Source organism: Amycolatopsis sp. cmx-4-61, assembly GCF_046548775.1.
Classification (GTDB): Bacteria; Actinomycetota; Actinomycetes; order Mycobacteriales; family Pseudonocardiaceae; genus Amycolatopsis.
In genome coordinates this window covers 53688-78614 of record NZ_JAEBEI010000002.1, presented here as the reverse complement: position 1 = coordinate 78614, position 24927 = coordinate 53688, and the positions used below count along the sequence as shown (strand labels likewise).

At 74.2% G+C, this 24927-nt stretch carries 25 protein-coding genes; 7 read left to right on the top strand and 18 right to left on the bottom strand.

Annotation, left to right across the window (positions count from 1 at the left end):
- The first annotated feature begins 1 nt into the window (after position 1).
- On the top strand, positions 2-1399 hold the full coding sequence (locus tag ACLJOU_RS08780) for a PP2C family protein-serine/threonine phosphatase (RefSeq protein ID WP_410564936.1): 1398 nt from the start codon (positions 2-4) through the stop codon (positions 1397-1399).
- Between the two features lie 59 nt (positions 1400-1458).
- On the opposite strand, the gene ACLJOU_RS08775 is transcribed toward ACLJOU_RS08780, so the two are convergent.
- Together ACLJOU_RS08775 and ACLJOU_RS08770 are read right to left on the bottom strand one after the other, a co-directional pair.
- A complete protein-coding gene (locus ACLJOU_RS08775) occupies positions 1459-1854 on the bottom strand; it encodes an STAS domain-containing protein (protein WP_410564933.1) in 396 nt (131 codons plus the stop codon).
- Positions 1855-1955: 101 nt separating this feature from the next.
- Positions 1956-2732 (bottom strand): ANTAR domain-containing protein, encoded by a 777-nt coding sequence (locus ACLJOU_RS08770; protein ID WP_410564930.1) that lies wholly within the window; start codon positions 2730-2732, stop codon positions 1956-1958.
- Positions 2733-3058: 326 nt separating this feature from the next.
- Here ACLJOU_RS08770 and ACLJOU_RS08765 point away from each other — a divergent pair, with 326 nt between their 5' ends.
- Positions 3059-4000 (top strand): PfkB family carbohydrate kinase, encoded by a 942-nt coding sequence (locus ACLJOU_RS08765; protein WP_410564927.1) that lies wholly within the window; start codon positions 3059-3061, stop codon positions 3998-4000.
- A 4-nt stretch (positions 4001-4004) separates the two neighbouring features.
- Here ACLJOU_RS08765 and ligD read toward each other — a convergent pair whose 3' ends face one another.
- From ligD to ACLJOU_RS08735, 6 genes are all read right to left on the bottom strand, one after another.
- On the bottom strand, positions 4005-5585 hold the full coding sequence (gene ligD, locus ACLJOU_RS08760; RefSeq protein ID WP_410564924.1) for a non-homologous end-joining DNA ligase: 1581 nt from the start codon (positions 5583-5585) through the stop codon (positions 4005-4007).
- A gap of 17 nt (positions 5586-5602) precedes the next feature.
- A complete protein-coding gene (locus ACLJOU_RS08755) occupies positions 5603-5737 on the bottom strand; it encodes a hypothetical protein (protein ID WP_410564921.1) in 135 nt (44 codons plus the stop codon).
- A gap of 2 nt (positions 5738-5739) precedes the next feature.
- Positions 5740-6294: a hemerythrin domain-containing protein gene (locus tag ACLJOU_RS08750; protein ID WP_410564920.1), complete on the bottom strand. Its 555-nt coding sequence runs from the start codon at positions 6292-6294 to the stop codon at positions 5740-5742.
- Between the two features lie 61 nt (positions 6295-6355).
- Complete coding sequence (locus tag ACLJOU_RS08745) at positions 6356-6532, bottom strand: hypothetical protein (protein WP_410564918.1); 177 nt, start codon at positions 6530-6532, stop codon at positions 6356-6358.
- On the bottom strand, positions 6532-6720 hold the full coding sequence (locus ACLJOU_RS08740; RefSeq protein ID WP_410564916.1) for a hypothetical protein: 189 nt from the start codon (positions 6718-6720) through the stop codon (positions 6532-6534). The genes ACLJOU_RS08745 and ACLJOU_RS08740 overlap by 1 nt, the downstream gene beginning before the upstream one ends.
- 293 nt (positions 6721-7013) lie before the next feature.
- Positions 7014-8573 (bottom strand): alpha-amylase family glycosyl hydrolase, encoded by a 1560-nt coding sequence (locus ACLJOU_RS08735; RefSeq protein WP_410564913.1) that lies wholly within the window; start codon positions 8571-8573, stop codon positions 7014-7016.
- A gap of 25 nt (positions 8574-8598) precedes the next feature.
- On the opposite strand from ACLJOU_RS08735, the gene ACLJOU_RS08730 reads away from it, so the two are divergent.
- A complete protein-coding gene (locus ACLJOU_RS08730) occupies positions 8599-9393 on the top strand; it encodes a class I SAM-dependent methyltransferase (protein WP_410564910.1) in 795 nt (264 codons plus the stop codon).
- On the opposite strand, the gene ACLJOU_RS08725 is transcribed toward ACLJOU_RS08730, so the two are convergent.
- From ACLJOU_RS08725 to ACLJOU_RS08705, 5 genes are read right to left on the bottom strand one after another with little or no spacing between them, the layout of a single operon-like run.
- Positions 9377-9736: a hypothetical protein gene (locus ACLJOU_RS08725; protein ID WP_410564908.1), complete on the bottom strand. Its 360-nt coding sequence runs from the start codon at positions 9734-9736 to the stop codon at positions 9377-9379. The two genes, ACLJOU_RS08730 and ACLJOU_RS08725, sit on opposite strands and share 17 nt — an antisense overlap.
- An 8-nt stretch (positions 9737-9744) precedes the next feature.
- Positions 9745-13269: a WXG100 family type VII secretion target gene (locus ACLJOU_RS08720; RefSeq protein ID WP_410564906.1), complete on the bottom strand. Its 3525-nt coding sequence runs from the start codon at positions 13267-13269 to the stop codon at positions 9745-9747.
- A complete protein-coding gene (locus ACLJOU_RS08715; protein ID WP_410564903.1) occupies positions 13269-13586 on the bottom strand; it encodes a hypothetical protein in 318 nt (105 codons plus the stop codon). Before ACLJOU_RS08715 ends, ACLJOU_RS08720 begins: the two co-directional genes overlap by 1 nt.
- Positions 13583-13858: an acyl carrier protein gene (locus ACLJOU_RS08710; protein WP_410564900.1), complete on the bottom strand. Its 276-nt coding sequence runs from the start codon at positions 13856-13858 to the stop codon at positions 13583-13585. Before ACLJOU_RS08710 ends, ACLJOU_RS08715 begins: the two co-directional genes overlap by 4 nt.
- Positions 13839-15479 carry a fatty acyl-AMP ligase gene (locus tag ACLJOU_RS08705; protein ID WP_410564897.1) on the bottom strand — a complete coding sequence of 547 codons (1641 nt, stop codon included), beginning with the start codon at positions 15477-15479 and terminating at the stop codon, positions 13839-13841. Before ACLJOU_RS08705 ends, ACLJOU_RS08710 begins: the two co-directional genes overlap by 20 nt.
- Before the next feature lie 70 nt (positions 15480-15549).
- Between ACLJOU_RS08705 and ACLJOU_RS08700 the strand changes: the two genes are divergently transcribed.
- The gene (locus ACLJOU_RS08700) at positions 15550-16029 is read left to right on the top strand and encodes a DUF2087 domain-containing protein (protein ID WP_410564895.1); all 480 of its coding nucleotides are present in this window, start codon (positions 15550-15552) and stop codon (positions 16027-16029) included.
- Here the strand turns inward: ACLJOU_RS08700 and ACLJOU_RS08695 are convergent.
- Positions 15993-16961 carry a sigma-70 family RNA polymerase sigma factor gene (locus ACLJOU_RS08695; RefSeq protein WP_410564893.1) on the bottom strand — a complete coding sequence of 323 codons (969 nt, stop codon included), beginning with the start codon at positions 16959-16961 and terminating at the stop codon, positions 15993-15995. The two genes, ACLJOU_RS08700 and ACLJOU_RS08695, sit on opposite strands and share 37 nt — an antisense overlap.
- Positions 16962-17052: 91 nt before the next feature.
- A complete protein-coding gene (locus ACLJOU_RS08690; protein ID WP_410564890.1) occupies positions 17053-17568 on the bottom strand; it encodes a bifunctional nuclease family protein in 516 nt (171 codons plus the stop codon).
- Positions 17569-17731: 163 nt separating this feature from the next.
- Between ACLJOU_RS08690 and ACLJOU_RS08685 the strand changes: the two genes are divergently transcribed.
- Together ACLJOU_RS08685 and ACLJOU_RS08680 are read left to right on the top strand one after the other, a co-directional pair.
- Entirely contained in the window at positions 17732-18202 is a 471-nt protein-coding gene (locus ACLJOU_RS08685) for an SRPBCC family protein (protein ID WP_410564888.1), read from the top strand.
- Between the two features lie 46 nt (positions 18203-18248).
- Complete coding sequence (locus tag ACLJOU_RS08680; protein WP_410564886.1) at positions 18249-19682, top strand: MFS transporter; 1434 nt, start codon at positions 18249-18251, stop codon at positions 19680-19682.
- On the opposite strand, the gene ACLJOU_RS08675 is transcribed toward ACLJOU_RS08680, so the two are convergent.
- Entirely contained in the window at positions 19610-21022 is a 1413-nt protein-coding gene (locus ACLJOU_RS08675; protein ID WP_410564883.1) for a PLP-dependent aminotransferase family protein, read from the bottom strand. The two genes, ACLJOU_RS08680 and ACLJOU_RS08675, sit on opposite strands and share 73 nt — an antisense overlap.
- An 81-nt stretch (positions 21023-21103) precedes the next feature.
- Between ACLJOU_RS08675 and ACLJOU_RS08670 the strand changes: the two genes are divergently transcribed.
- On the top strand, positions 21104-22324 hold the full coding sequence (locus ACLJOU_RS08670) for an MFS transporter (RefSeq protein WP_410564881.1): 1221 nt from the start codon (positions 21104-21106) through the stop codon (positions 22322-22324).
- Between the two features lie 196 nt (positions 22325-22520).
- On the opposite strand, the gene ACLJOU_RS08665 is transcribed toward ACLJOU_RS08670, so the two are convergent.
- Positions 22521-23309 (bottom strand): hypothetical protein, encoded by a 789-nt coding sequence (locus tag ACLJOU_RS08665; protein WP_410566659.1) that lies wholly within the window; start codon positions 23307-23309, stop codon positions 22521-22523.
- Between the two features lie 93 nt (positions 23310-23402).
- Positions 23403-24908 (bottom strand): CehA/McbA family metallohydrolase, encoded by a 1506-nt coding sequence (locus ACLJOU_RS08660; RefSeq protein ID WP_410564879.1) that lies wholly within the window; start codon positions 24906-24908, stop codon positions 23403-23405.
- Positions 24909-24927: the final 19 nt, after the last annotated feature.

Below are 24927 nucleotides of genomic sequence, written 5' to 3'. Positions count from 1 at the left end.
CATGCGTTTCCTGCCCGAGGAGGAACAGCGGCGGATGATCGCCGTCTGCTTCGCCCGGAGCGACCTGTCGCTGGAACAGCTGTGGATGCGGTACTTCGCCCTCGGCGGCAGCCTGAGCCTGCTGGAGCTGGACGCCTACCTGAACGGGCTGGTCCCGCTCCCGCGCGTCGACCGCGACATGCTCGCCCACGCCGTCAACGAGCGGCTCGACGAGGTGGCCGGCCCGGCCCGGGCGCCCTACAGCCACTCGGTCAGCGACGCGAAGCCGTTGCACGGACCGCTGAAGGCCCTGGTCGACCTGCTCGACGGCGCCCACCGGGCCCCGCCCGAGCGGCTGCCGGCCATCGTCGCCGAAGCGGGCCGCGCGCTCGACCTGGAGATCGGCGTCTACCTGGCCGACTACGACCAGCGCACGCTCGTGCCGCTGCGGGCGGGCGCGCCGTCGCTCGACATCGACACCACCCTCGGCGGCGACGTGTACCGCCACGCGGCGACCGTGACCCACGACGGTACATTGTGGACGGTCCTGGTCGACGGCGTCGAACGGCTCGGTGTGCTCGAGATCGTCCCGGGCGGCGACGCCGACCCGGACGACCCGGCGTTGCGCGAGCAGTGCCGCTGGCTGTCCGCGCTGCTCGGGCACCTGGTCACCATCACCACCCAGTACGGCGACGGCCTGGACCGCCGCCGCCGCACCCGCCGCCGCGGCTCCCCCGCCGAACTGCTGTGGCAGAGCCTGCCGCCGATGACCGCGGCCACCGAGAGCGTCGTCGTGGGCCTCAGCGTCCAGCCGGCGTACGACCTCTGCGGCACGGTGTTCGACTACGCCCTCTCGGAGGAGCGGGCGCAGCTGGCGATGTTCGACGCCGGCGAGCGCACCCGCGACGCCAACACGGCTGTCGTGAGCGCCTTGGCCGCCTACCGCGCCGCCCGCCACGAAGGCGCGTCCCTCGGCGAGCAGTTCGCCGCGGTCGGCGCCGAGCTCGACGGCATGCCGTCCGTCGACGGCGTGGTCGCCGAACTGGACCTGGCCACGGGCGTCCTGCGGCTGCTGACGGCCGGGACGACCGCGCCCCTGGTCGTCCGCCGCGGCGAAGCGTTGCCGGTCACCGAGCCCGCCACCCGGCGGTTCGGTGCGGCGGGCGGGCCGCCGCCGGTCACGGAGTTCCGGCTGGAATCGGGCGACCTGCTGGCCGTGTACTCGCGCGGAGTCGCCGAAACCGCGGACGGCACCGGGGAGGCGTTCGGCCGGGCCCGGCTCGCCGGGCACCTGGGCCGGGACGCCGGCGAGTTGCCGCCGGAGATCGCCCGCCGGCTCACCCACGCGGTCCTCGCCCACGGCGGCGGCGAGTTCCGGCAGGACGCGGGGGTCCTGATCGCCCGCTGGCTCTCGCGCTGAGGAACGGCTCGGAAGTCACCGGGCCGTCGCTGACTCCCCCGGCCGCCGCAGCCGGGCACTCAACACGCGGTGTCGTGCACCTCGGGCGCCAGCAGCTCCCGCAGCGCGTCCGACAACGACGCGAACATCGGCACCACCGCCGCCAACCCGGTGATCCGGAACAACCGCGCCAGCGTCCGGCCGTTCGCCACCACCCCGAACCGCCGTCCCGCGGCACCGGCCCGCTCCGCCGCCGCGGCCAGTGCCCGCGCGCCGGCCAAGCCGACGAAGGCCACCTGGGTGAGGTCCACCACCGTCGTGCCCGGTGGGGCGGTGCGCAGCTCGCGTTCGAGGATCGGCAGGGTCAGCGCGTCGATTTCGCCGGCGAACGTCAGCACGAGGAAACCGGGGCGGTACTCCGTCCGGCGCGCGACCAGCGGCGCGGACCGGGTGGGGACCGGAAAGGTGGGGGACACGGGTTCGGTTGGCCTTCCGCGCCGGCCGGTGCCGGCGACGCAGTGACGTGATCAAGGACGGGGTCTTGATACCCAAACGCCCCGTCCGGAAACGCTGTCCGTCAGCGCGAGACGCTCGTGAAGGCCGACCAGAGCCGTTCCGCCGCGTGGTGGGCCGGGGCGCCCGGCCGGATCTCGCGGAGGCCCTCCCGCGGGGTCGCCGCCTGGCCGCCGAGGTACTCGACGAGGGCCACCGCCAGCTCGCGGACCTTGACGTTGAACTCCTGGCTGGCGCGGCGCAGGGTCTGCCAGGCCTCCTCCGGCGGGCACCGCCGGACCGCCATGATCGCGCCCTTGGCCTGCTCGATGGCGGCGCGGGACGCCAGCAGGTCCAGCATCTGGTCCGGGTCGCCCGCGGTGGCGGTTTCGGCGACGACCAGCGTCATCTCGGTGAGTTTGGCGTACCGCCGCAGGACGGCGAGGGTTTCTTCGCCCGGCGCCCGGTCGAGGCTGACCGACAGCACGAACGCGCCGTCCTCGTCCCAGAACCCGGGCAGCGCCACGGCGCCGCGGATCGCCTCGGTCGCCGCCCCACCGTCGAACACGGTCTCGCGGGTCAGCTCCGGCCAGCGTGAGTCGCCGAAGAGGCGGTCCGCGGTGACCGGCTCGCCGGTGGCGTCCGCGACGAGGACCGGGCCGCCGTGCGCCAGCTGGGCGGGGATCAGCTGCTCGGCGACGCCGGTGGCGGCCAGCACCCGCAGCGGCCGGTCGCCGCGGCTGACCGTCAGGCCCGCGCCGAGCCAGCCGGGCAGCTCGGCGGCGATGCGCTCGAGCAGCGCCTGCAGCAATTCGGACAGCGGTCTCCAGCGATCCGCCGCGTTCACGAGTGTCTCCGTCACCGAACCTCCACCGGTCTTGGTCCCCTTGATTTACCGCAAGCCGCGGGACTCCGCCTCCGACGCAGCCCCGGTTTGTGGGACCGGCCACGCGGAACGCCGGACGGACACCGCCGTCCGGGCGAACCTGAACACCCGGTCGGCCCCGGCCGCGGCCGGGCAGCCCGGTGCCGCTCGTTCGCCGGGCGGGGCGAAGAACCGTTGCCACGCCCGCTGTTCCGGCCGCTCCTCGGCGGACTACAGGACCCGAACGAGCGGTTTACCCCGCGCAGCGCCCCGGGTAGCCGATCGGGGAGCCGAGGAGGCGCCATGACCCACCGGTGGTCCCGATGATGTGCAGCGAAGTCGTCGTCGCCGGGCAAATCGCCCGCGACCTGGTGATCGAGGTTCCGGACGCGCCCGGTGCCGACGCGTCGGCGGCGGTGAAGCACCGGCAAGAGCTGCTCGGCGGCAAGGGCGCGAACCAGGCCGTGGCGCTGAGCCAGCTCGGCGTGTCGGTCTCGCTGGTCGGCGTCGTCGGCCGCGACCGCAGCGGGGACGCGCTGCTCGCCCAGGCCCGGGCCGACCGGATCGGCACCTCGCACGTCATCCGGCGGGCGGGCACCGAGACGGCGCTGCTCGTGGACGTCGTCGACGACCACGGCCGCCGCCGCTACCTCGAGCACGTCCCGGAGGGCACGCTGCTCACCGAGAACGACGTCTTCGCCGCGTCGGCCCCGATCTCGGCCGCGGCCTCGCTGATCGTGCAGCTGCAGCAGCCCGCTCGGGTGGCGTTGCTGGCGGCGCGGCTGGCGCACACGGCAGGCACCCGGGTCGTGCTGGACGGCGCACCGGAGTCCGACACGCTGACGGCGGACCTGCTCGCCCTCGCCGACGTCGTGCGCGCCGACGGCCACGAAGCGGAGCTCCTCACCGGGCAGCCGGTGGACGACGTCGCTTCGGCCGCCCGCGCCGCCGCGGACCTGCGGCAGCGCGGGCCGTCCCTGGTCGTGCTGGAGGTCTCCGGGCAGGGCAACCTGTTCGCCGGGCCGGAGGGCACCTGGTTCGTGCCGGACGTCGAAACGGAGGTCGTCGACCCCACCGGTGCCGGCGACGCGCTCGTCGCCACCCTGACCGCGGCGCTGACCCGCCGCCGCCCGCTGGAGACGGCGGCGAGCCTGGCGGTGGCGGCCGCCGCGGCGACCACCGAGCACGCGGGCGGGCGCCCGAACCTGTCCCGCGCGGAACTCGACCGGCTCCAGCCGCGGGAGCTGGAAACCATCGAGGCCTGAGGAACTACAGGCCCGGCAGCTTCTGCTCCAGCCCCAGCAGGACCGAAAACGGGTCGCCGCGTTCGGCCAAGCGGGCCGGGACGTCACGGATCGTCCAGCGGTCCGGTGCGAGGTCCGGGTCCTCGAGCTCGTCCCACTCCAGCGGCACCGAAACCGGGGCGCCGGGGCGCGGGCGGACGCTGTAGGGCGCGACCAGGGTCTTGTTCAGCACGTTCTGCGTGTAGTCCAGCCGGGCGCGGCCGCGCCGCTTGTCCTTCGTCCAGGCCCAGCTGACCAGGTCGGGCAGCACCCGCCCGATCGTCTTGGACACCGTCTCCGCCCAGGTGCGGGTCTGCTCGAAGGTGCAGTGCGGGGCGATCGGCACCCACACCTGGATCCCGCGCTGCCCGGTCACCTTGGGCCGCCCGGTCAGGCCGAGGTGCTCCAGCGCGGTGCGGTGCAGCCGTGCGAGGTCGAGGACCTCCTCGAACGTCGTCTGCGGGCCCGGGTCGATGTCGAACAGCACCCACGTCGGGTGGTCGACGTCGGCGGCGCGGGAGGTCCAGGCGTGCAGCTCCAGCGCGCCGTAGTTGGCCAGCCAGGCCAGGGTCGCGACGCTGTCGGCCACCACGTACCGCTGGCTCTCCCCCGGGTCGGCGCGTTCGTTGCGCCAGGTCGTCAGCCAGTCCGGTGCGTGCTGCGGGACCTCCTTCTGCCAGAAGCCCGGCTCGGTCACGCCCTGCGGGAACCGGTGGGTGTTGAGCGGGCGGCCGGCCAGGTACGGCAGCATGGCCGGGCCGGCGGTGACGTAGTACCGGACGAGGTCCCGTTTCGTGACGGGTTCGCCGCCGTCGACGGCCGGGAAGAGCACCTTGTCCAGGTTGGTCAGGGCCAGTTCGCGGCCCGCCACCGACCAGCGGCCCTTGGCCCCCAGCTCGTCGAGGGCCGCGAGTTCGTCGTCGGTCGGGGCCTGCCACCCGCCGACGGGCTCCTCGGCTTCGGCGGCGGGGCGGTCGCCGTGCCAGAGGGCGTCCGGGGCGGCCGCGACCTCGTCGTTGGTGCGGCCGCTCTTCACCGAGCGCGGGTGGTCTTCGGCGTCCCAGCCGGCCTGCGCGTGGTCGTCCTGCTTGTGCAGGAGGAACCACTGGTCCTTTTCGCCGCGGTTGGTCCGGACCAGCACGAACCGCCCGGCCAGCTTCTCGCCTTCGAGGTCGAAGTGCAGCGTCCCGGCCTCGATCGCGCGGGCCGGATCGGGCTCGACCGGCCGCCACAGCCCGCGGTCCCAGACGATGACGTCCCCGCCGCCGTACTCGCCGCGCGGGATCACGCCCTCGAAGCCGGCGTACTCGAGGGGGTGGTCTTCGACGTGCACGGCCAGCCGGCGGGCCTTCGGGTCCAGCGTGGGTCCCTTCGGCACCGCCCAGCTGACCAGCACACCGTCGAGCTCGAGGCGGAAGTCGTAGTGCAGCCGCCGCGCGCGGTGCCGCTGCACCACGTACCGGTGACCGTCCGGGCCGGCCGCGGCCCCGCCGGCCGGCTCCGCGGTGCGGCCGAAGTCGCGCATCTGCTGGTAGCGCCGCAGTTTGCGGGCCGGGTCTGCTGCCATGCCCGTGGAGTACCCACTCAGTCCGGCGACGACCAGGGCGGGTTCTTGCGCGCGAGTTCCTCGTACTCGGCGACTTCCTGCGGGGTCGGGTCGGTGCCCGCCTCCTCGGCGAATTCCTCCGGGTCGGTGACGTCGTCGTCGGGCTCGGTCATCGTCAGCCTCCCAGCGCGCCGCGGATGAGGTCGCGCGCCCGGTCCATGATCGCCGCCGGCGCGCCCAGCAGCAGGTTCGCCTTCGCGCTCTCCACACCGGGGTGCGGACGGGTCGGCCCGACGGCTTCGGCCACCTTGACGGTCGCGGCCATCGCGCGCAGCCGCTCCGGCGGGCGGTGGGCCCGCAGCAGCGGGAACTCCTCCCGCTCTTCGTGTTCGGCGTGGGCGAGCACGTCTTCGCGCAGCTGGACGAGCAGCGTGTCGAACCCGTCCGCGTCCGGGCCCATCTTCTGCAGGGTGGTCAGCAGTTCCTTCGCCCGGTGCTCCTCGCCCAGCCGCGCTTCGACGACCGGCTTCGCCGCGGGCTCGAGATCGCGGATCTCCGGGTGCACGACCAGTTCCTCGGCGGTCTCGTGCACGGCCAGCAGCCGCACGAGGTCGTGGAACAGCTCCTGCCGCCGGTCGCCGTCCGCGGTTTCCAGCTCGGCGAACAGCGCGCGGATCTCCCGGTGCTGGCGCTGCAGGAACTCGATGACGTCCTCTTCGTTCTCCGCCATGAACGGCTTCCTCCTCGGTGTGGTTCTCCGGTCGGAAGCGGCGTTCCCCGCCGTGGACGGGTTACTCGTCGCGACGCCCGACTGTGAGCCAGAGCGCGCCCGCGGCGGCGACGGCCAGCCCGGCGACGGCCCACCAGGACCACCAGCCGAAGAAGGCGACGACCAGCCCGACGGCGAGCAGCACACCCCCGCCGACCGAAGCGGTGTCCTGGTCCCCCGCCCGCGCGGTGATCGCCATCAGCCCATCCTCCCGTCGACGGCGGCCACGACGAGCGCGGCGCAGCGCGCCACGGTCACCCCGCGGTCCTTCGCCATGGAGACCAGGGCGGCGTGGGCGGCGGTCCGGCCGAGTCCCTGCGCGGCGAGGATTTTCATGGCCAGGCCGACGACATCGGTGGCGGGCGGGGTGACGGTGCGCACGGACATCGGAAATCCTCCGGGGCGGACGGCGGCGAAACGAACAGGACCGGGTACCCCGCCGTGCCGCGTTTCACACCCGCAACCGAACCCGGTGGAGTGACGCCGGTTCAACTCCCGGGAAGCTCTCTTGCGGCGCGGGACAGGGAGGGGCGGCCCACGCGCTCGGGCACTGCCTTGCGGCACGGATGTTTGACGCGCGCTCGGTTCCGGCATGCCGCCCCGGCGCTGCGCCCCCACCCGCCTCCCTGCGCGCTACACGAAACCGGCGAGCCACACCGGTGCCCGCGTGCCCCCCTCCCTCATTCCCTGGCGAGCCACACGGCGGTATCCGGCGGCACCCGGCCGTCGGCGAGCGGGCCGCTCGCCAGCACCACCCGCGTTCCCCCGGGCAGTTCGGCCGGCTCCCCCGCCAGGTTGACCACGCAGCCGAACCCCGGCTCGCGCGTGAAGGACAGCACCCCTTCCGGTGCGGGCGACCACGTCATCGTCCCGTCGCCCAGTGCCGGGTGCTCGCGTCGGGCAGCGAGCGCCGCCCGGTACAGCGTGAGCATCGAACCCGGGTCGGCCGCCTGCGCCGAAGCCGTCTGCGCCCCCCATCCCGCGGGCTGCGGCAGCCAGGTCGGCGTGCCGTCGGCGGTGAACCCGAACGGCGGTTCCGTGCCCGACCACGGCAGCGGCACCCGGCAACCGTCGCGGCCGCGGCGGGTGTGGCCGGACCGCTCCCACGTCGGGTCGGCCAGCACCTCCTCGGGCAGGTCCTCGACCTCCGCCAAGCCCAGCTCCTCGCCCTGGTACAGGTACGCGCCCCCGGGCAGCGCGAGCATCAGCAGCACCGCCGCCCGGGCCCGCCGCGTCCCCAGCGAGCCGCCGCCGAAGCGGGTCACGTGCCGGACCACGTCGTGGTTCGACAGCACCCACGTGGCCGGCGCGCCGACCGCGTGGAGCGCCTCGATGGTCCGGTCGATCACCGCGCGCAGGGCACCGGCGTCCCAGGCGCAGCGCAGGAAGTCGAAGTTGAACGCGGTGTGCAGCTCGTCCGGGCGCACGTACCGCGCGAGCCGGTCGGGGCGGCCGACCCACGCCTCGGCGACGAACACCCGGTCCGGCCCGAACTCCGCCGCGACCCGCCGCCACGACCGGTAGATCTCGTGCACGCCGTCGCGGTCCCAGTGCGGGTGGCGGCTGCGGTCGGGCGGCCGCACGATCTCCTCGTCGTCGGCGCCGAGGTCGGGGAACGCCGGGTCCTTCAGCAGGCCGTGGGCGACGTCGATGCGGACGCCGTCGACCCCGCGGGCGAACCAGAACCGCAGCAGGTCCTCGAATTCGGCGCGGACCTCGGGCTGCGTCCAGTTCAGGTCCGGCTGTTCGGGGGCGAACAGGTGCAGGTACCACTCGCCGTCCGGCACCTGCGTCCAAGCGGGGCCGCCGAAGACGCCGCGCCAGTCGTTGGGCGGCCGGTCGCCGCGGCCGGGCCGGAAGTGGTAGCGCGCGCGTTCGGGCGAGCCGGGGCCGGCGGCCAGCGCGGCCCGGAACCAGCGGTGCCGGTCGGAGGTGTGGTTGGGGACGACGTCGATCACCACGCGCAGCCCGAGCCGGTGCGCCTCGGTGACCAGCGCGAGGGCGTCGGCGTCGGTGCCGAACAGCGGGTCCACGGACCGGTGGTCCTCGACGTCGTACCCGCCGTCGACCATCGGCGAGCGGTACCACGGCGTGGTCCACACGGCGTCGACGCCGAGTTCGACGAGGTGGCCGAGGCGGGCGCGGAGACCGGCGAGGTCCCCTGTGCCGTCGCCGTCGGAGTCGGCGAAGCTGCGGACGTAGACCTCGTAGACCACGGCGTCGCGCCACCAGTCCTCCATGCCTCCGAGTATCTACGCTGGAGGTGTGGCCAACGCATGGGAATGGGATCCGTCCCTCTATTCGGGCAGCGCGCAGTACTACGCACGGGGGCGCGCGGCTTATCCGCCCGGACTGGCCGCGGCCTTCGCCGCCGAGCTCGGACTGGACGGTTCGGGACGGCTGCTCGACGTCGGCTGCGGGCCCGGCTCGCTGACGCTGCTACTGGCGGGATCGTTCGAGGAGGCGGTCGGCCTCGACGCCGACGGCGACATGCTCGCCGAAGCGGGCAGGCTCGCGGCGGACGCGGGCATCGGGAACTGCCGGTGGGTGCACCGGCGTGCCGAGGAGCTGCCGGCCGGGCTGGGCCGGTTCCGCCTGGTCACCTTCGCGCAGTCGTTCCACTGGTTCGACCGGCCCCGCGTCGCGGCGGCGGTGCGGGACATGCTGGCGGCGGACGGGGTCTGCGCCCACGTCCACGCGTCGACGCACGAACTCGTGCACCCGGCGATCACCGAGCTGGTGCGCGAATACCTCGGCCCGGTGCGGCGCGCCGGACAGGGCGTGTTGCCGGACGGCACGGCGGGCGGCGAGGCCGCGATCTACCGGGCGGCGGGTTTCCACGGCCCGCGGCGGTTCGAAGTGCCGGGCCGGGTGGTGACGCGCACCGTCGACGAGGTCGTCGCGGGGGTGTTCTCGCTGTCGAGCTCGGCGCCGCACCTGTTCGGCGCGCGGCGGGCCGGGTTCGAGGCGGAACTGCGGCGACGGCTGGCCCCGGCGGAGACGTTCACCGTGCGGCTGCCCGAGGTCGCCGTCGACCTGTGGTTCACCAGGGGTTGTTGAAGTCCTCGTCCTCCTCGAGGGCCGCGCGCGGACGGCGGGCGGGCCGCGGTTCGTCCCGCACGGGCCGCGACGCCGGTTCGAAGCCGGCGGAGTACTCCTCCGCGGCGAAGGCCGACGCCGGTTGCGCCTGCGACCGGTCGGTGCTCCAGCCGGACTTCGTCTTGCGCTGGGCCATTTCGCGGACGTGCTGGACGTACCGCTCGGCCGCCTGGACCTGCTTGGTCATGTACTCGTGGGAACGGGCCTTGATCTCCTCGCCCTGCTGTTCCCGCAGGGCACGGCGATCGGCCTGTTCGCGGACGAGGCCGTCCAGCTCGGCCTTCATCCCGGCGATGTCGGTCATGCGTCCTCCTACCAGGTCCGGGCGGACGGCGGGTCTTCGTCGTCGAGGGAGCCGATGATCCGCCGGCCGGGCTCACCGAGGTTGTCGAAGACGGCGCCTTCGATCCGGTAGGCCGAGGAGCGGCGTTCGGTGTCGCCGCCACCGCCGCCGTGGGCCCCGCCCATCGCGCCCATGCCGGGCATCCCCGACATCGACGAGCCGGAGGCACCGGCCGCGCCGGGCGCAGCGGCGAAGGCGGCCGCGGGCTGCGGCTGCGCAGGACCGGCGCCGGTGTGGGCACCGCCGGACACGGGTGCGTCCCCAAGGCCCGCGCCGGCCGGGTCGAAGCCGCCGTGCGCACCCCCGCCGAAGCCGGCCGCCGAGGGAACGGAGTGCGCGCCGCTACCGTGCGGGACTGGGCCGCCGGCACCGCCGCCGTGGTGCGCACCGCCGCCGCCGTGGGAACCGTCGGTGCCGCCGGGGTGTGAGCCGTCTCCGCCGGAATGGGCACCGTCGCCCCCGTGGTGCGCGCCGCCGTGCGAACCCGCCGCACCGTCGTGGCCCGCGCCGCCGCCGTGCGAACCAGCGGCACCGTCGTGGCCCGCGCCGCCGCCGTGCGAACCTGCCGCACCATCGTGCTCCGAACCGTGGTGCAAACCGGCGGCATCGTCGTGAGCCGCGCCCCCGCCGTGCGAGCCGGGGGTGCTGCCGTCGTGCTGGAGGTCCTCGAGCGTGCCCCGGTGGGTCGGCAGGTCGTCGACCGGATTGGCGGGGGTGTCGCCGAGCGCGCCGGCGGGCTTTTCGTCCTCGCCGAGGGTGTAGGTCGTCGGGGTGCCCGTGCCGTCGTCGACGGTCACCACCGTCGGGCCGTCCGGGCCGTCGGGCCGCTCGGCGGTGATCTGCAGGTCGCCGTCCTCGATGTGGATCTTGCCGTCCGGGCCGGGGCGGTACGTGTCGTCGTCCGTCCCTTGTGGATCGCCGCCCGGCTGGTCGTCGGCGGACCAGTCGAGCTTGAAGTCCTTCGGTTCGCCCGGTCCGTCGCCGACCTTGATGTCCATCTTGCCGTCGTGGTCCGGCTCGGTCATCTCGAAGGTCTTGTCGCCCTGCTTGACCTTGAGGACGTCCGGGTCGTCGTCGCCCCGGCCGTGGTCGCCGAACAGGCCGTCGGGCTTGCCGTCGTGGTCGGCGTCCCCACCGGGATCCGTCTCGATGCCCGGGCCGCCGAACTCCTTCAGCGCGTCCGAAGCCTTCTGCTTCGCCTCCTCCGCGGCCTGCTCGGCCGCGGCCTTGCCGTCATCCCCGGCACCCGAGCCGGTGTCACCGCCCGAGCCGGAGCCCCCGCCCAGACCACCCGCGCCGGCACCCGAATCCGTCTGGATACCCGGACCACTGAACTCCTTCAGCGCATCCGCAGCCTTCTTCTTCGCCGCCTCCGCAGCCGCCGCGGCCGCATCCTGACCGCCATCCCCGGCACCCGAGCCGGTGTCACCGCCGGAACCGGAGCCCCCGCCTAGACCACCCGCCCCGGCACCCGAATCCGTCTGGATACCCGGACCGCTGAACTCCTTCAGCGCATCCGCAGCCTTCTTCTTCGCCGCCTCCGCAGCCGCCGCGGCCGCATCCTGGCCGTTGTCGGACGGCGGTGGCACCGAAGACGGTGCCGTCCCGTCGGACCCGGACCCGGAGCCGCCGCCGGAGCCCGACCCCGAACCAGAGCCGCCACTCGAACCGAGGCCCGCTCCGGCCCCCGAATCCGTCTGGATGCCCGGGCCGCTGAACTCCTTCAGCTTCAGCGCGTCCGCGGCCTTCTGCTTCGCCGCCTCGGCCGCCTGCGCCGCCTGCTGCTTTTCCGCCTCCGCCGCGGCCGCCTGGTCGTCGTGGCCGCCCGTCGATCCGGCACCGCCGCCCGTGGAACCGCCGCCCGCGGAACCGCCACCGGCACCCGAACTCGTGTCCGGGATCGGCGGCACCGAGCCACCGCCACCCGTGCCCGAGCCGCCGCCGGAGCCCGCACCACTCGGCAGGTCGGTCCCGGAGCCCGAGCCACTCCCGGAGCCCGAGCCACCGCCCGGCACACCGGCCCCCGCGCTCGTGTCGGGAATCGGCGGCACCGAACCGCCACCCCCACCGGTCCCCGAACCGCCGGACCCGGAACCGCCCGAGCCCGAACCGGAACCCGAACCACTCGAGCCCGAACCCGAACCGGAACTACCCGAGCCCGAACCCGAACCGGAACCACTCGAGCCCGAACCGGAACCACCCGAACCGGACCCGCCCGAACCCGAGCCGCCGCCCGAGCCACCCGTGGCGCCCGAACCCCCGGGACCGCCACCGGACCCACCGGCCGTACCGGAGCCGCCGGAGCCGCCGCTACCGGACCCACCGGGCATCGAAACGCCCTCGAACTCGTTCCGGATCCCGCCCATGACCTTGTCGAGCGCGTCGTACGCCTGGTCGACCAGGTCCTTCGTGTCCTTGCAGGTCTTCGCGAACCCCTGGTACAGCCGGTCCCACATGTCGGGGTTGAACTGGTTCTGGATCCACTGCTTGGCCAGGTCCTGGCCGTGCTTCTTGATCTCGTCGCCGTCGCAGCAGCCCTGGTCGTTGAGCGTCTTGACCAGGTTCGTACCGAAGTTGAGGTCCATCCAGCCCGCGATCTGGGCCAGGTCCTGCTCGTTGCCGTGCTCGCCGTTGGCGACGGCGACGACCTTCTGCGCCATCGTGTAGTCGGCCTTGCCGACCAGGTCGGTGTACATGCCGATGACCGCGTCGGCCTTGCCCTTGCACAGCTGGAACACCGTCGTCGCGGTGTTCAGCGTCGCCTCGCTCGCGTTGCCGAGCGTCTGGGCGAGCTTGGCCGCCTTGGGCTGGATCTTGTCGTTGTAGGTGTCCGACGCCGCGTCGGCACCCGCGCCGCTCCAGCTCTGGTACAGGCTGCCCAGCTGCGAGCCGGTGTCCTGCAGCGTCCGGTCGACCGTCTCCGCACCGCGCTTGAAGTGCCCGGCGTCGGCGACGAAGTCCGCGAAGCTGATGCCGCGCTGCTCGTCGAACGGGGTGCGGATGTCCTTGTCGAGGTCGAGGGCGCGCGTGTTGCCGCGGCAGTCGGCCGGGATCTTCGCCAGCAGCGAACCGAACGTCTCGAACACCTTCAGCGCGGGCGCGGCGGCGTCGAAGATCTCGTCGGAGGTCTTGGTCCCGGCGCTGCTGTCGGCCGCGGGCGGCTGGGTCTCGTCGAGCTTCTTCTTGCCGTCGTCGACGGCCTTCTTCTCCTGGTCCTCGTTGTAGCTGTTCTGGTCGCCGCTCACCTTGGCCTTGTCGTAGGCCTCGTCGACCGACTGGCCGGCGAAGAACGGGTTGGCGTTGTAGGCGTTCGCGTACTTCTCGGCTTCCTGCCGCTTCTGCTTGATCTCGTCCGGTTCCTGGTCGGCCAGGAACGGCGGCGGTGGCGGGTTCTCACGCAGCCAGCTGCTGATCAGCGCGCTCTTCTGCGCCGGCGGGACGCTCGGGTCGTCCAGGATCGCCTTGACGTCGGACCACTTCTTCTTGTCCGCCATCAGAGCGAGCCTCCGGCGTTCGTGATCGCGCCGGCCTGGTCGCCCTCGTTGGTGCGGTAGCTCGAGCCCGCGGTGCCGAGGTTCGTGCCGAACGAGCCGAGGGTGCTGCTGTAGCCGGAGACCGCGGCCCACAACGCCTGCGCACCCGCGGTGTACTTGGTGGCGTGCGTGCCGTGCGCCCGGCCGAACTTCTCCGCCGTCACCTGCGGCGTCTGCAGGTCCGGGTTGTCGTCCAGCAGGTGCTCCGCCAGGTCGCCGATGGTCTTGGCCGCCGCCGACAACGCCTCGGTCGTCGCGGTGTAGCCCCCGCTGCTCATTTCCGCGCCTCTCCTGAAGATCCGGGAGTTCCCAGGGCTTCCGCCAGCACGCCGGCCACGGATCCCACGTCGGTGAACCGGTCGAGCCGGTCCAGGTCGATCGTCACGCCGTAGTAGATCTCCAGCGCCGCCAGCAGCTTGATGCGGCCCTTCGAGTCGATGCCCAGCTCCTCCAGGGGCGCGTCGGGCTCGACGAGAGCCGGGTCGAGCCGGAAGGTGTCGCAGACGACCTTCGTGACCTCGGCGCGGTGATCACCCACGGGAGTCACCATAACGTGCCTTGGCGGCCGACCGGGCGACCTTGCCGCTCGATGTGCGCGGGAGGCCACCAGAAGGGACCAGACGTACCGCGCGCAGGGTGAGGCCGTGTTCCCGCGACACCGCCCGTAGCACCGCGCGGGTCACCTCGCGGTCGTCGGCGTCGGCGCCGCGCACCCGCTCGGCCACCACCACCGCGCCCTCCCCGCGGGAGTCGGCGACGCCGAACGCGGCGACGCGGTCGCGGCGGACCGCGGGGTGGGCCTCCCCGGCCGCCGCCTCGATGTCCTGCGGGTGGAAGTTGCGGCCGTCGATGACGATGAGGTCCTTGAGCCGGCCGGTGACGTACAGGTCACCGCGGTGCACGACGCCGAGGTCGCCGGTGCGCAGCCAGCCGTCCAGGCCCTCGAGGTGGGCCCCGAACGCGGTGGCGTCGCCGCGGCCCCAGTAGCCGTCCGCGACGTTGGGGCCGTGCACCCAGATCTCGCCGACCAGGCCTTCGGGCTGCACGCGGCCGTCCCGGACGATCCGGACGAGCTGCCCGACGGGCCGGCCGACCGACACGAGTTCCTGTCCGCCGTCGGTCTCGACCGCCCGGCCCTGCGCGAGGAGCTCGCGGTCGAACACCGCGCTGCGCGGCCCGTCCTCGCCCGCGCTCGCGACGTAGACGGTGGCCTCGGCGAGCCCGTACGACGGCCGGTGCGCCGCCCGCCGGAAGCCGCGGGGCCCGAAGACCTCGTGGAAGCGCTCGATCGTGCGCGGCCGGACCGGTTCGCTGCCGTTGAGCGCGACCCGCACGTCCGACAGGTCGAAGTCCTCGCCGGTGTCGGTGTCGGCGGCGAGGTCGTAGGCGAAGTTCGGCGCGGCGGTGAACACCGCGGGGTAGCCCGCCAGCTGCCGCAGCCACCGCGCCGGCCGGTGCACGAACTCCGCGGGGGCCATGAACACCGATCGCCCGCCGGCGTAGACCGGCAGGCACAGCAGCTGGATGAGGCCCATGTCGTGGAAGAACGGGATCCACCCGGCGCAGGTGGTGCCCTCGTCGACGGCGTAGGCGAGACTGCCCTGCCAGCACGCGGCGACGATCGCGCGGTGCGGGATCACCGCGCCGGCCGGCTCGCGCGTCGAGCCGGAGGTGTACTGCAGGTAGGCCGGGGTGTCCGGCGTCACGGGCACCGGGTCGGCGCCGGGCCCGGTCAGCTCGTCGACGACCACGACCGGCTCGTGCGCGGGCAGCTTCGCCGCGGCCGCCGACGACGTCAGCCAGATCTGCGCGCCGGAGTCGCCCAGGACGCCGGCGAGCCGGCCGGCCTGCGCGGCGCTCGAGGGCGCCATCAGCGGGACGGCCACCAGCCCGGCGGCCAGCGCCCCGAAGAACGCCAGCGGGTAGGCGAGCTCCTGGCCCGCGAGGATCGCGACGCGCTCCCCCGGCTCGGCCGCGCCGCGCAGCTCGCCCGCGACGACGCGGACCCGGGCGGCGAACTCCGCCCACGTCCACGTGTGCTCGGCACCGCGCGAGTGGTCCTGGTGGGTGAACAGCGGCCGGTCGTCGTCCGCGCGGGCGAACAGCCGCTCGACGATCGACGTGCGCAACACGGCCCCGGGCACAGTCGCCGGCGCGGTCGGACGGGGCACGGTGGGCAACCTACCGGCCCGAGGAAACCCGGTTCACCCCCGGGGCGGGCCCCGGGTACGGTCGCAGACCATGGCCGCCCCGGAAGCGCTGGTCTCCGCACTCGCGGACCCCGACCGGCTCCAGCTCTTCGCCCGCATCTGCACCGCCCCCGACGGGCTCGAGGCGGGAGCGGTCACGCCGAAGCTCGCGAAGCGGCTGATCGACGCCGGGCTCGTCACCGAGACCGGCGGCCGCTACCGGGCCGCGCCCGAAGTGTTCCGCGGAGCTCTCGCCAAAGGCCCGGCCGACCCGCTGGACGGGCTCTTCCGGCACGGACGGCTGGTCTCGATCCCGCACTCGGGCAAGCGGCGGCAGCTGCTGCTCGCCCACCTCGCCGACCGCTTCGAACCGGGCCGGCTCTACACCGAGCAGGACGTCCGCGAGAAGCTCTCGATGGTCCACGACGACCACGCGACGCTGCGGCGCTACCTGGTCGACGAAGGCCTGCTGCAGCGCAGCAACGACGGCGGCGCCTACGGCCGTCCGTCGGAAGCCCGGGCCGCCGGCTGAGTCGCGGGCAGGTCGAACAGCGCGAGGACGGCCGGATCGGCGAACACGACGTTGTGCGCGACCCGCCCGCCGCGCACGGTGAACACCTGCAGGGTGTGCAGCCGGAACACCCCGGTGTCGTCGCGGCAGTAGGCCACCAGCGCGGGCCGCCCGTTGGCGGCGGTCCGGGTCATCCGCCACTCCGGGCCGCGCATGCCGAACAGCCGGGCCATGAACCCGCCGTAGTCGCCGGGTCCGCGGAACCACAGCGGGACCGGCGGCATCTCCATCACGACGTCGTCGGCGAGCAGGGCGACCAGCCCGGCGACGTCGGCGCGTTCGAACGCCCGCACGTAGCGGTCCAGCACCGCTTCCACCGCGGTGTCGTCGGGCTCGGGCACCTCGTCCGCCGACAGCCCGCCGAGTCCGGCACGGGCGCGTTGCAGGGCGCTGTTGACCGCCGCGGGGGTCGTGTCCAGGAAGCCGGCCACCTCGGCCGCGCTGAACTCGAGGACGTCCCGCAGGATCAGCACCGCGCGCTGCTTCGGCGGCAGGGTCTGCATCGCCGCCAGCAACGCCAGCCGGAGCGTGCCGCGGCGGGCCAGGCGGCGGCCCGGGTCGTCGAGGCGGGCGTCCGGGAACGGTTGCAGCCAGGGGATCTCGAACGACGGCGTCAGCGGGGCGCCCGGATCCTCGCCCGGTGCGCCGAGCCCGGACGGCAGCGGCCGCCGGGCACGCCCGTCCAGGGCGGTGAGGCAGGCGTTGGTGGCGATCCGGTAGAGCCACGTGCGCACCGACGCGCGGGCCGGGTCGTACCGCGGCCAGGCCTTCCAGGCGCGGACCAGCGTCTCCTGCACCAGGTCCTCGGCCTCGTGGACCGAGCCGAGCATGCGGTAGCAGTGCGCCAGCAGCTCACGCCGGTGCGGTTCGGTGCGCGTCGCGAAGTCCTGCATCGTTCTCCCGTTGTCGGTGAATTCCGCCGGCGGCGTCGGCGGGTGTACCGGCGCGCCCGCCGGAATTCATCGGCGGCGGGGGAAGACTTTCCTACAGGTCGTCGAAGTCCTCGGGCCGCAGGCCGTCGAGTTCGGCGCGGAACCGGGCGACCTCGGCCTCGGCGTCGAGCACGTCGGCCGCCGGTCCTTCGGTCTCCTGCTCGACCTCGAGCTGCACGGAGGCGACGTCCAGCACCTCTTCGGCGACCCTGATGGGCGCGCCTTGGCGCAGGCCGAGCGCGACCGCGTCGCTGGGACGGGCCGAGACGCGGGTGCCGGAGGCGAGGACGAGGTCGGCGTAGAAGATCCCGTCCCGCACCTCGGTCAGCTCGACCGCGGCCAGGCCCTGGCCGAACGCGGCGAGCACGTCCCCGAGCAGCTCGATCGTGCCCGGCCGCGGCTGCTCGATCTGCTCGCGCGCCCGCACCAGGGCCTCGGCTTCGCCGTAGCCGATCATGATCGCCAGCCAGCGCCGCGCGCCCTCCGGCTCGCGCAGCAGCATCAGGGGCGCCTCTCCGGGGACCGGAACGGCCATGCCCACCACTTCGATCGGGATCACGCCGACCACCGCACCCTCCGTGTTCGTGGGGCTCCTCCGCGCGCGTAGTACCCACAACCGCGGGCTCGCAACCCGGCCGGGCGACCCTGCTTCCCGCAGACCGGCTCTTCCCGGCTGCGGAGTCCGCCCGAGTGCCTTGCCCGGCGGCGGCGGCCGCTGTCACCGTCGGGGCGTGGAACCGACGATTTCGCGCAGTGTCACCGTCCCGGCCGGTCCGGACACGGTGTGGTCGTGGGTCACCGACCTGCCGCGGATGGGCGAGCTGAGCCCGGAGAACGCCGGCGGCCGCTGGCTGGACGGCACCGGCCCGGCCCTCGGCGCGCGCTTCCGCGGCCGCAACCGCAACGGCGAGCTGCAGTGGTGGACGCGGGTGCGGGTGGTCGCGTTCGAGCCGGGCCGCCGGTTCGCCTTCGACGTGCGCACGCCGTTCGGCTCGCGGGTGTCACGGTGGGAGTACGTGCTGGCGCCGGCCGCGGGCGGCTGCGTGGTCACCGAGAACTGGTACCGGATCGGCAGCTGGGTGGTGCGGAAGTTCATGGGCCCGCGGGTCACCGGCCGCGCCGACCGGCCCGGCTACAACGTCTCCTCCATCGAGCACACCTTGGCGGCGCTGAAGGCCCGAGCCGAGTCAGTCTCTTGTTAAAACTGTGGTCTTCCAGCTAGGTTGCTGTTTCAAACCTAGGAGGATCATGTCCGACAGCGCGCCGAAGCCCGGCCTCGTGCTGCTGGTCGTCTCGACGGCCGCCTTCCTCGCCAGCCTCGACACGTTCATCGTGACGATCGCCTTCCCCGGCATCCGGGCCGCGTTCCCCGGCGACGACCTGCCGACGCTGTCGTGGGTGCTCAACGGCTACACGGTGCTGTTCGCCGCCTGCCTCGCGCCGGCCGGGCGGCTGGCCGACCGCTACGGCAGGCGGCGGCTGTTCCTCGCCGGGGTGGCCCTGTTCACCCTCGCCTCCGCCGCGTGCGCGGCCGCGCCGACGATTCCGGTGCTGGTCGCCTTCCGCGCGGTGCAGGCGGTCGGCGCCGCGCTCGTCATGCCGACGTCACTGGCGCTGCTGCTGACGGCGTTCCCGTCGCACCGGCGGCCGGCGGCGGTCGGGGTCTGGGCGTCGGTGGGCGCGGCGGCCGCGGCCCTCGGCCCGCCGGTCGGCGGCCTGCTCGTCGAGGCGTCCTGGCGCTGGGTGTTCCTGGTGAACCTGCCGATCTGCGCGGTGACGCTGCTGGCCGGGCCGCGGGTGCTGCGCGAGTCGCGCGACACCTCCACCGGCGTGCCGGACGTCTTCGGCGCCGCCGGGTTGCTGGTGGGTGTCGGCGCGCTGGCGTACGCACTGGTCGAAGCCCCCGACCGCGGCTGGGGCGCGTGGCCGGTGCTGCTGGCCTTCGCGGTCGCCGCCGTCGCGCTGGCCTGGGTTCCGCTGCGTTCGGCGCGTCATCCGGTGCCGGTGCTGGACCTGCCGGCGCTGCGCGTCCCGACGTTGTGGCTGGCCTGCCTGACCACCGGGGTGTTCGCCGCCGGGTTCGCGGCGATGCTGTTCGGCAACGTGCTGTTCCTGACGTCGGTCTGGCACGACTCGATCCTGGTGGCCGGCCTGTCGCTGGCGCCGGGACCGCTGGTGGTCGTCCCCGTGTCGATCCTCAGCGGCCGGTTCGTGCACCGCACCGGCCCGGGCCCGGTGGTCGCCCTCGGCGGCGTCGCGTTCGGTGCCGGGGTGCTGATCTGGTTGCTGCGCATGGGTTCCGAGCCCGACTACGCGGCGTCGATGCTGCCCGGCCAGCTGCTGACCGGCCTCGGCGTCGGGCTGATCCTGCCGAGCCTGTCGGGCGTGGTGGGCACGGTCCTGCCGCCGGCGCGCTGGGGCGCGGGCTCGTCGATGGTGAACACGGCCCGGCAGATCGGCACGGTGCTTGGCACGGCGGTCCTGGTGGCGGTCTTCGCGGGCGCACCGGACCTGGCGGACTTCCGCCACGGCTGGCTGATGATCCTGACCACGGCGGCACTGACCGCCGCGGGCGGGCTCCTGCTCGCCGTGCGCCGGCGGACGGACCACTACCGCGAGCCCCAGGCCTCGTCCAGCACCGCGAGCCCCGCGTCGATGCTGTCCACCGGGATCGAGCCGTAGCCGAGGACCACTCCCTGGCGCGGGAACCCACCGCAGAGATCGGACAGCGTCTGGATCGCCACCCCGGCCGCCGCCGCGCGGGCGACGATCGGCTCCAGGTCCGTGCCGTCGTCGGCCAGGGCGCACAGGTGCAGGCCGGCCGCCGACGGCACCGCGGTCAGCCGGCCCGCGAAGACCCGTTCCAGCGTCGTGGTGATGCGCTCGTGGCGGTCCGCGTACACCTTCGTCGCACGGCGGAGGTGGCGGGCGAACAGGCCTTCGTCGACGAACGCCGCCAGCGCCGCCTGCGCGGGCAGGTCGCCGTGCCAGCCGGACAGCTGCCGCGCGTGGTGCAGCGCGGTGCGCAGTGACTCCGGGGCGATCAGGAAACCCAGGCGCAGCACGGGAAGCAGGGTCTTCGAGAACGAGCCGACGTAGGCGACCCGGCCGGTGCGGTCCAGGCTCTGCAGTGGTTCCAGGGGCCGGTCGGAGAACCGGAACTCGCTGTCGTAGTCGTCCTCGACGACGACCGCGCCGGCGCGGTCGGCCCACGCCAGCAGCGCCGTGCGCCGGGCCAGGGACATCGGCGTGCCGAGCGGGAACTGGTGCGACGGCGTGACGTACACCAGCTTCGCGCGGTCGGGCAGCGCGGCGACGTCGAGACCTTCGCCGTCCACGGGCACTCCGACGACTTCGGCGCCGTGGGAGGCGAAGAGCAGCCTGGCCATCCGGTAGCCCGGCTCCTCGACGGCGACGCGGTCGCCGGGATCGAGCAGCACCCGGCACAGCAGGTCCAGTGCCTGCTGCGCACCCTGGGTGACGAGCACGTCGTCGGCACCGGCCCGCACCGACCGCGAGACGCCGACGTGCCGGGCGATCGCGGCGCGCAGGCCCGGGTGCCCGCCCGGCTCCGCGTAGTGCGCGAGCCCGGCGGCGTCGCGCAGTTCCCGGGCGAGCAGGCGCCGCCAGGTGTCCAGCGGGAACAGCGTGGCGTCGGGGATGCCGACGCGGAAGTCGAACGCGGGAGCCGGGACCTCCGCGGCCGGGGACGGCAGTGCCCGCCACACCGCCTTCGGCTGCGGCCCCCGCGCCGGCGGGGCCTTGCGCGGCTTCGGCGCGGGGAGTTCCACGCAGACGTACGTGCCCGCGCCGACGCGGCCGGCGAGGAAGCCGTCGGCGGTGAGGCGGTCGTAGGCGACCGCGACGGTGTTGCGCGAGACGGACAGGCGCCGGGCCAGCTCCCGCGTCGGCGGCAGCCGCTCCCCCGCGCGCAGCCTGCCGTCCAGCACGGCGTCACGCAGCTGCCGGTAGATCCGGACGCTGAGGTTGCCGCGGTCGGCCAGGCTGACGTGGAAGTCCATCCGCCGACCGTACATTGGCCCAATCCGTTGTGTCCGGATTGGCTCTGGGATCGGGCCAAAGCCACCCCTAACGTACGTCCCATGACAGTGCTGCTCGACCGTCCCGGGACCCGGCGGCCCGGTCGTCTGCTGGCCGCGGCCCAGCTGGCCGGCTCGCTCGGCGACGGGGCGTTCCTGACCTGTTCGGTGCTGTTCTTCACGCGGATCGCCGGGCTCACCCCGGCGCAGGTCGGGCTCGGGCTCACGCTCGGCTGGGCGGTGGGTTCGGTCGCCGGCGTGCCGCTCGGGCACCTCGCCGACCGCCACGGCGCCCGCGGCTCGGCGGTGCTGCTGGCCCTGGCGACGGGGACGTCCGTCCTCGCGTTCCTGCTGGTGCGCTCGCCGGTGGCGTTCGTCTTGGCGGCGTGCCTCTACGGCAGCTGCCAGACCGGGCTGGCCGCCGTCCGCCAGGCGCTGCTGGCCGCGCTCGCCGACCCGGCGCGGCGGACGCGCCTCCGCGCGCACCTGCAGTCCGCGGGCAACGCCGGGCTCGCCGTCGGGGCGGCGCTGGGCGGTCTGGCGCTTTCGGCCGACACGGCCTCGGCGTACCTGACGGTCTTCGTCCTCGACGCGGCGGCCTTCGTGGTGACGGCGGCGCTGCTGCACGCGCTCCCGGCGGTGCCACCGTCGGCGACACCCCACCCGGGTGCCCCGAAGTCCGCCGTGCTGCGCGACCGGCCGTACGCGCTGGTGACGCTGCTGAACGCGATCCTGCTGCTGCGGATGCCGCTGCTGAGTGTCGCGATCCCGCTCTGGATCGTCGAACGCACCGCGGCGCCGGGCTGGACGGTGTCGGCGTTGTTCGTGCTCAACACGGTGGTCGTGGTGGTCCTGCAGGTCCGCGTCGCGGGGAGGCTGACGTCGCTGCGCTCGGCGGCGCGGATGGTGCGCCGGTCGGGCGTGCTGCTCCTGGCGTCCTGCGTGGCGTTCGCGCTGTCTGCGCTGGGGACGACACCGCCGGTGGCGTTCGCGGTGCTCGTGGCCGGGGCGCTGGTGCAGGTGCTCGGCGAGATGCTGCAGTCGGCGGGCTCGTGGGAGATCGGCTTCGCCCTGGCCCCGGCCGACAAGCAGGGCGAGTACCAGGGCTTCTTCGGCACCGGCACGTCGGTGGCCCGCGCGGTCGGCCCGGTGCTGCTGAGCACGGTGGTGGTCGGCTGGGGCTTCCCGGGCTGGCTCCTGCTGGGCGCGGTGTTCCTGGCCGCGGGCTGCGCAATGGGCCCGGCGGTCCGCTGGGCGGCCGCCACCCGATCAGTCCCCCGCTGACCCCAAGCGCCCCAAGGCGGCCTTGGTTGCGTCACACGCACCGAAGGCGGCCTTGGGTGCGTCACACGCACCGAAGGCCACCTTGGGTGCGTCACACGCACCGAAGGCCACCTTGGGTGCGTCACACGCACCGAAGGCCACCTTGGGTGCGTCACACGCACCGAAGGCCACCTGGGGGCGCTTGGGTGTCGGGAGGCTACTCGCTGGCCTGGGCCGCGGCGGTCTGGTGCAGCGAAAGGTCCTGGCCCGCGGCGGAGTCCTGCGTCCAAGCGCCCGATTCCGCGGTCCACGTCTGGCCGGCGAAGCTCACCTTGTCCACGCCCAGCGCCGCCGCGCGGCCGACCAGCCAGGTCGCGTACGTCCAGCCCTGGGCCGCCGGGTGGGCGCCGCTCACGCGGGACGTGCCCAGCTCCGCCGTCGCCGCCGCGGCGAGGTCCGCGGGGGCCGCCAGGGTCAGGTTGCGGCAGGTCAGCGCGGCCGGGAACTGGCCGTTGAACGCCGCCGCCATGGCGCGGGACTGGGGCTCCCACTGCGCGTACGCGTCCGGGACGCCGGACCGCTGGACCGCCTGCGCCGCTTCGGTGATCGGCAGCGTGTCCCAGTTCGGCAGCTTCTCGAGCTTCTCGTAGAACTCCGTCGCCGCGTAGACCGGGTCGCGCAGCTGGGCGATCGTGCCCCAGCCCTGGCTGGGCCGCTGCTGGAACAGCCCGACCGAGTCGCGGTCACCGCCCTCGAGGTTGCGCAGCTTCGACTCCTGCAACGCCGTCGCGAGCGCCACCGTCGCCGCGTGGGCGGGCAGGCCCCGCTTCAGGCCGACGGCCGCGATCGTCGCGGCGTTGTTCATCTGCTCCGGGGTGAACGTGTAGGCGGACGCGTTGTCCCCCGGCAGCGCCACCGTGCACCCCGGCGTCTTCACCGAGCCGCGCGTCAGCGCCACCACCACGACGATCCCCGCGACCAGCACGACGACCGCCCCCAGGACCATGGCCAGCTTCAGGCCACAACCGCGCACCCTGCCTCCCCGTCACCCGTTCGCACCAGTCTGCCCAACAAGAGGACGCGGTGCACCGGGCGGGGTTCAGTACGCGGCGCCGAGGAAGATCGGGTTCGACATCGCGACCATGGCGTTCGGCACCGTCGTGTTCGGGCCACCGGACGGGCGGCGGACCTCGACGCGCACCCAGCGGCTGTAGCGGGGGTAGGTCGTCCAGGTGACCGTGGCCGCGCCGGAGTCGCCGATCGGCTCGGTGTGTTCCGGGCCGAGCTGGTCGAGGAAGGTCACCGTCGTCCCCGGCACGCCGGCGACCACCGCCTTGACCGTCACCGGTGTCCCGGTGCCCGCGGCGAGCCGCTCGCCGATGCCCGCGGTGGTGCCGCCGCCGGAGACGGTGAAGTCCAGCTGGACGGACGCCGACTCCGCCAGCCACGAGCGTCCCGCCTTGAGCCCGGCCAGCAGTTCCGGGCGGCGCAGCCGGTCGGCCAGCACGACGGTGTGCGGCAGGGCTACGCGCTGGTCCGGGTTGTGCGCGTCGGAGTCGCCGATCGCCGGGACGAACCGGCCGCCGCGCAGCAGGCCGTCCCAGTGGATGACGCTCGCCTCGTCGTCCTGCGTCCACGGGCCGTTCCACACTTCGACCAGGTCGGCGAGCTCGTAGGCGAATTCGTAGGTGCAGCCGAAGCAGTTGGCGAACGGGTGCGCCGCGGTGACCAGGCCGCCGGCGCGGTGCACCTGGTCGGCGAAGCGGCGGAAGTCCCGCGGGTCGGCCGCGCGGTAGCGCCAGTCGATCCAGGTGCCGGCGGGCAGGCCGATCGCGGGCCAGTGCCCGGACCGCGTCGTCACCTCTTCGCCGTTGAGGATCAGCAGGTCGTCGCGGGCGTAATCGCCCCAGACCAGCTGGGAGCTGGAGGTGTTGTGGTCGGTGGAGACGATGAAGTCGAGACCGGCGGCCCGGGCGTCGGCGACGAGCTGCTCGGGCGTCCGGTGGCCGTCGGAGTGGACGGTGTGCAGGTGGCCGTCGCCGCGGTACCAGGCGCGGCCGCGGTCGCGGGCCGGCGCGGACTCCGGGGCCGGGTGCGGCCGGAAGGGCGGGCCGTCGGGGCCGAAGGTGAGGGTGATGTCGACGCGGTAGGCCAAGCCCTGCGGCGCAACGGTGTACGGGCCGAGGATGACGTGCCACCGGCCGGGCTTGATCGGGCCGGCGAGGTAGCCGGGCGTGGCCTCGGACGCGCTGATCGAGAACCGGTCGCGGAAGCCGCCGGACCAGCCGCGGAAGCCGCGCGCGTTGCCGAGCTCGTGCCCCTCGGGGCCGAAGATGCCGATGTCGCAGGCGTTTCCGCGGGTGCCGGCGGGCACGGCCGGCCGGTCGTAGGAGTAGCCGACGTCGATCTGCCGGACGCCGCGCGGGACGTCGACGGGCAGGTAGTACCAGTCCGGCACGTCCGGTTTCAGCGTGCCGGTGACGGTCCGGGTCCGGCTGGTCCCGCTCGGCTGACCGGCGAACGCGACGCCGGGCAGCATCCCCGCGGCGGCGGCCGCCACCCCGCCGGCCAGCAGCGTCCGCCGGCTGAAGTCCCCAGGATTCATGCGTACCTCCCGATGCGAC

Excerpts from the sequence above, each read along its gene's own strand:
- ACLJOU_RS08780 (WP_410564936.1), top strand. The coding sequence starts at position 2 with ATGCGTTTCCTGCCCGAGGAGGAACAGCGGCGGATGATCGCCGTCTGC.
- ACLJOU_RS08765 (WP_410564927.1), top strand. The coding sequence starts at position 3,059 with ATGATGTGCAGCGAAGTCGTCGTCGCCGGGCAAATCGCCCGCGACCTG.
- ligD (WP_410564924.1), bottom strand. The coding sequence starts at position 5,585 with ATGGCAGCAGACCCGGCCCGCAAACTGCGGCGCTACCAGCAGATGCGC.
- ACLJOU_RS08755 (WP_410564921.1), bottom strand. The coding sequence starts at position 5,737 with ATGACCGAGCCCGACGACGACGTCACCGACCCGGAGGAATTCGCCGAG.
- ACLJOU_RS08750 (WP_410564920.1), bottom strand. The coding sequence starts at position 6,294 with ATGGCGGAGAACGAAGAGGACGTCATCGAGTTCCTGCAGCGCCAGCAC.
- ACLJOU_RS08745 (WP_410564918.1), bottom strand. The coding sequence starts at position 6,532 with ATGGCGATCACCGCGCGGGCGGGGGACCAGGACACCGCTTCGGTCGGC.
- ACLJOU_RS08740 (WP_410564916.1), bottom strand. The coding sequence starts at position 6,720 with ATGTCCGTGCGCACCGTCACCCCGCCCGCCACCGATGTCGTCGGCCTG.
- ACLJOU_RS08735 (WP_410564913.1), bottom strand. The coding sequence starts at position 8,573 with ATGGAGGACTGGTGGCGCGACGCCGTGGTCTACGAGGTCTACGTCCGC.
- ACLJOU_RS08725 (WP_410564908.1), bottom strand. The coding sequence starts at position 9,736 with ATGACCGACATCGCCGGGATGAAGGCCGAGCTGGACGGCCTCGTCCGC.
- ACLJOU_RS08720 (WP_410564906.1), bottom strand. The coding sequence starts at position 13,269 with ATGGCGGACAAGAAGAAGTGGTCCGACGTCAAGGCGATCCTGGACGAC.
- ACLJOU_RS08715 (WP_410564903.1), bottom strand. The coding sequence starts at position 13,586 with ATGAGCAGCGGGGGCTACACCGCGACGACCGAGGCGTTGTCGGCGGCG.
- ACLJOU_RS08710 (WP_410564900.1), bottom strand. The coding sequence starts at position 13,858 with ATGGTGACTCCCGTGGGTGATCACCGCGCCGAGGTCACGAAGGTCGTC.
- ACLJOU_RS08700 (WP_410564895.1), top strand. The coding sequence starts at position 15,550 with ATGGCCGCCCCGGAAGCGCTGGTCTCCGCACTCGCGGACCCCGACCGG.
- ACLJOU_RS08695 (WP_410564893.1), bottom strand. The coding sequence starts at position 16,961 with ATGCAGGACTTCGCGACGCGCACCGAACCGCACCGGCGTGAGCTGCTG.
- ACLJOU_RS08680 (WP_410564886.1), top strand. The coding sequence starts at position 18,249 with ATGTCCGACAGCGCGCCGAAGCCCGGCCTCGTGCTGCTGGTCGTCTCG.
- ACLJOU_RS08675 (WP_410564883.1), bottom strand. The coding sequence starts at position 21,022 with ATGGACTTCCACGTCAGCCTGGCCGACCGCGGCAACCTCAGCGTCCGG.
- ACLJOU_RS08670 (WP_410564881.1), top strand. The coding sequence starts at position 21,104 with ATGACAGTGCTGCTCGACCGTCCCGGGACCCGGCGGCCCGGTCGTCTG.
- ACLJOU_RS08665 (WP_410566659.1), bottom strand. The coding sequence starts at position 23,309 with ATGGTCCTGGGGGCGGTCGTCGTGCTGGTCGCGGGGATCGTCGTGGTG.
- ACLJOU_RS08660 (WP_410564879.1), bottom strand. The coding sequence starts at position 24,908 with ATGAATCCTGGGGACTTCAGCCGGCGGACGCTGCTGGCCGGCGGGGTG.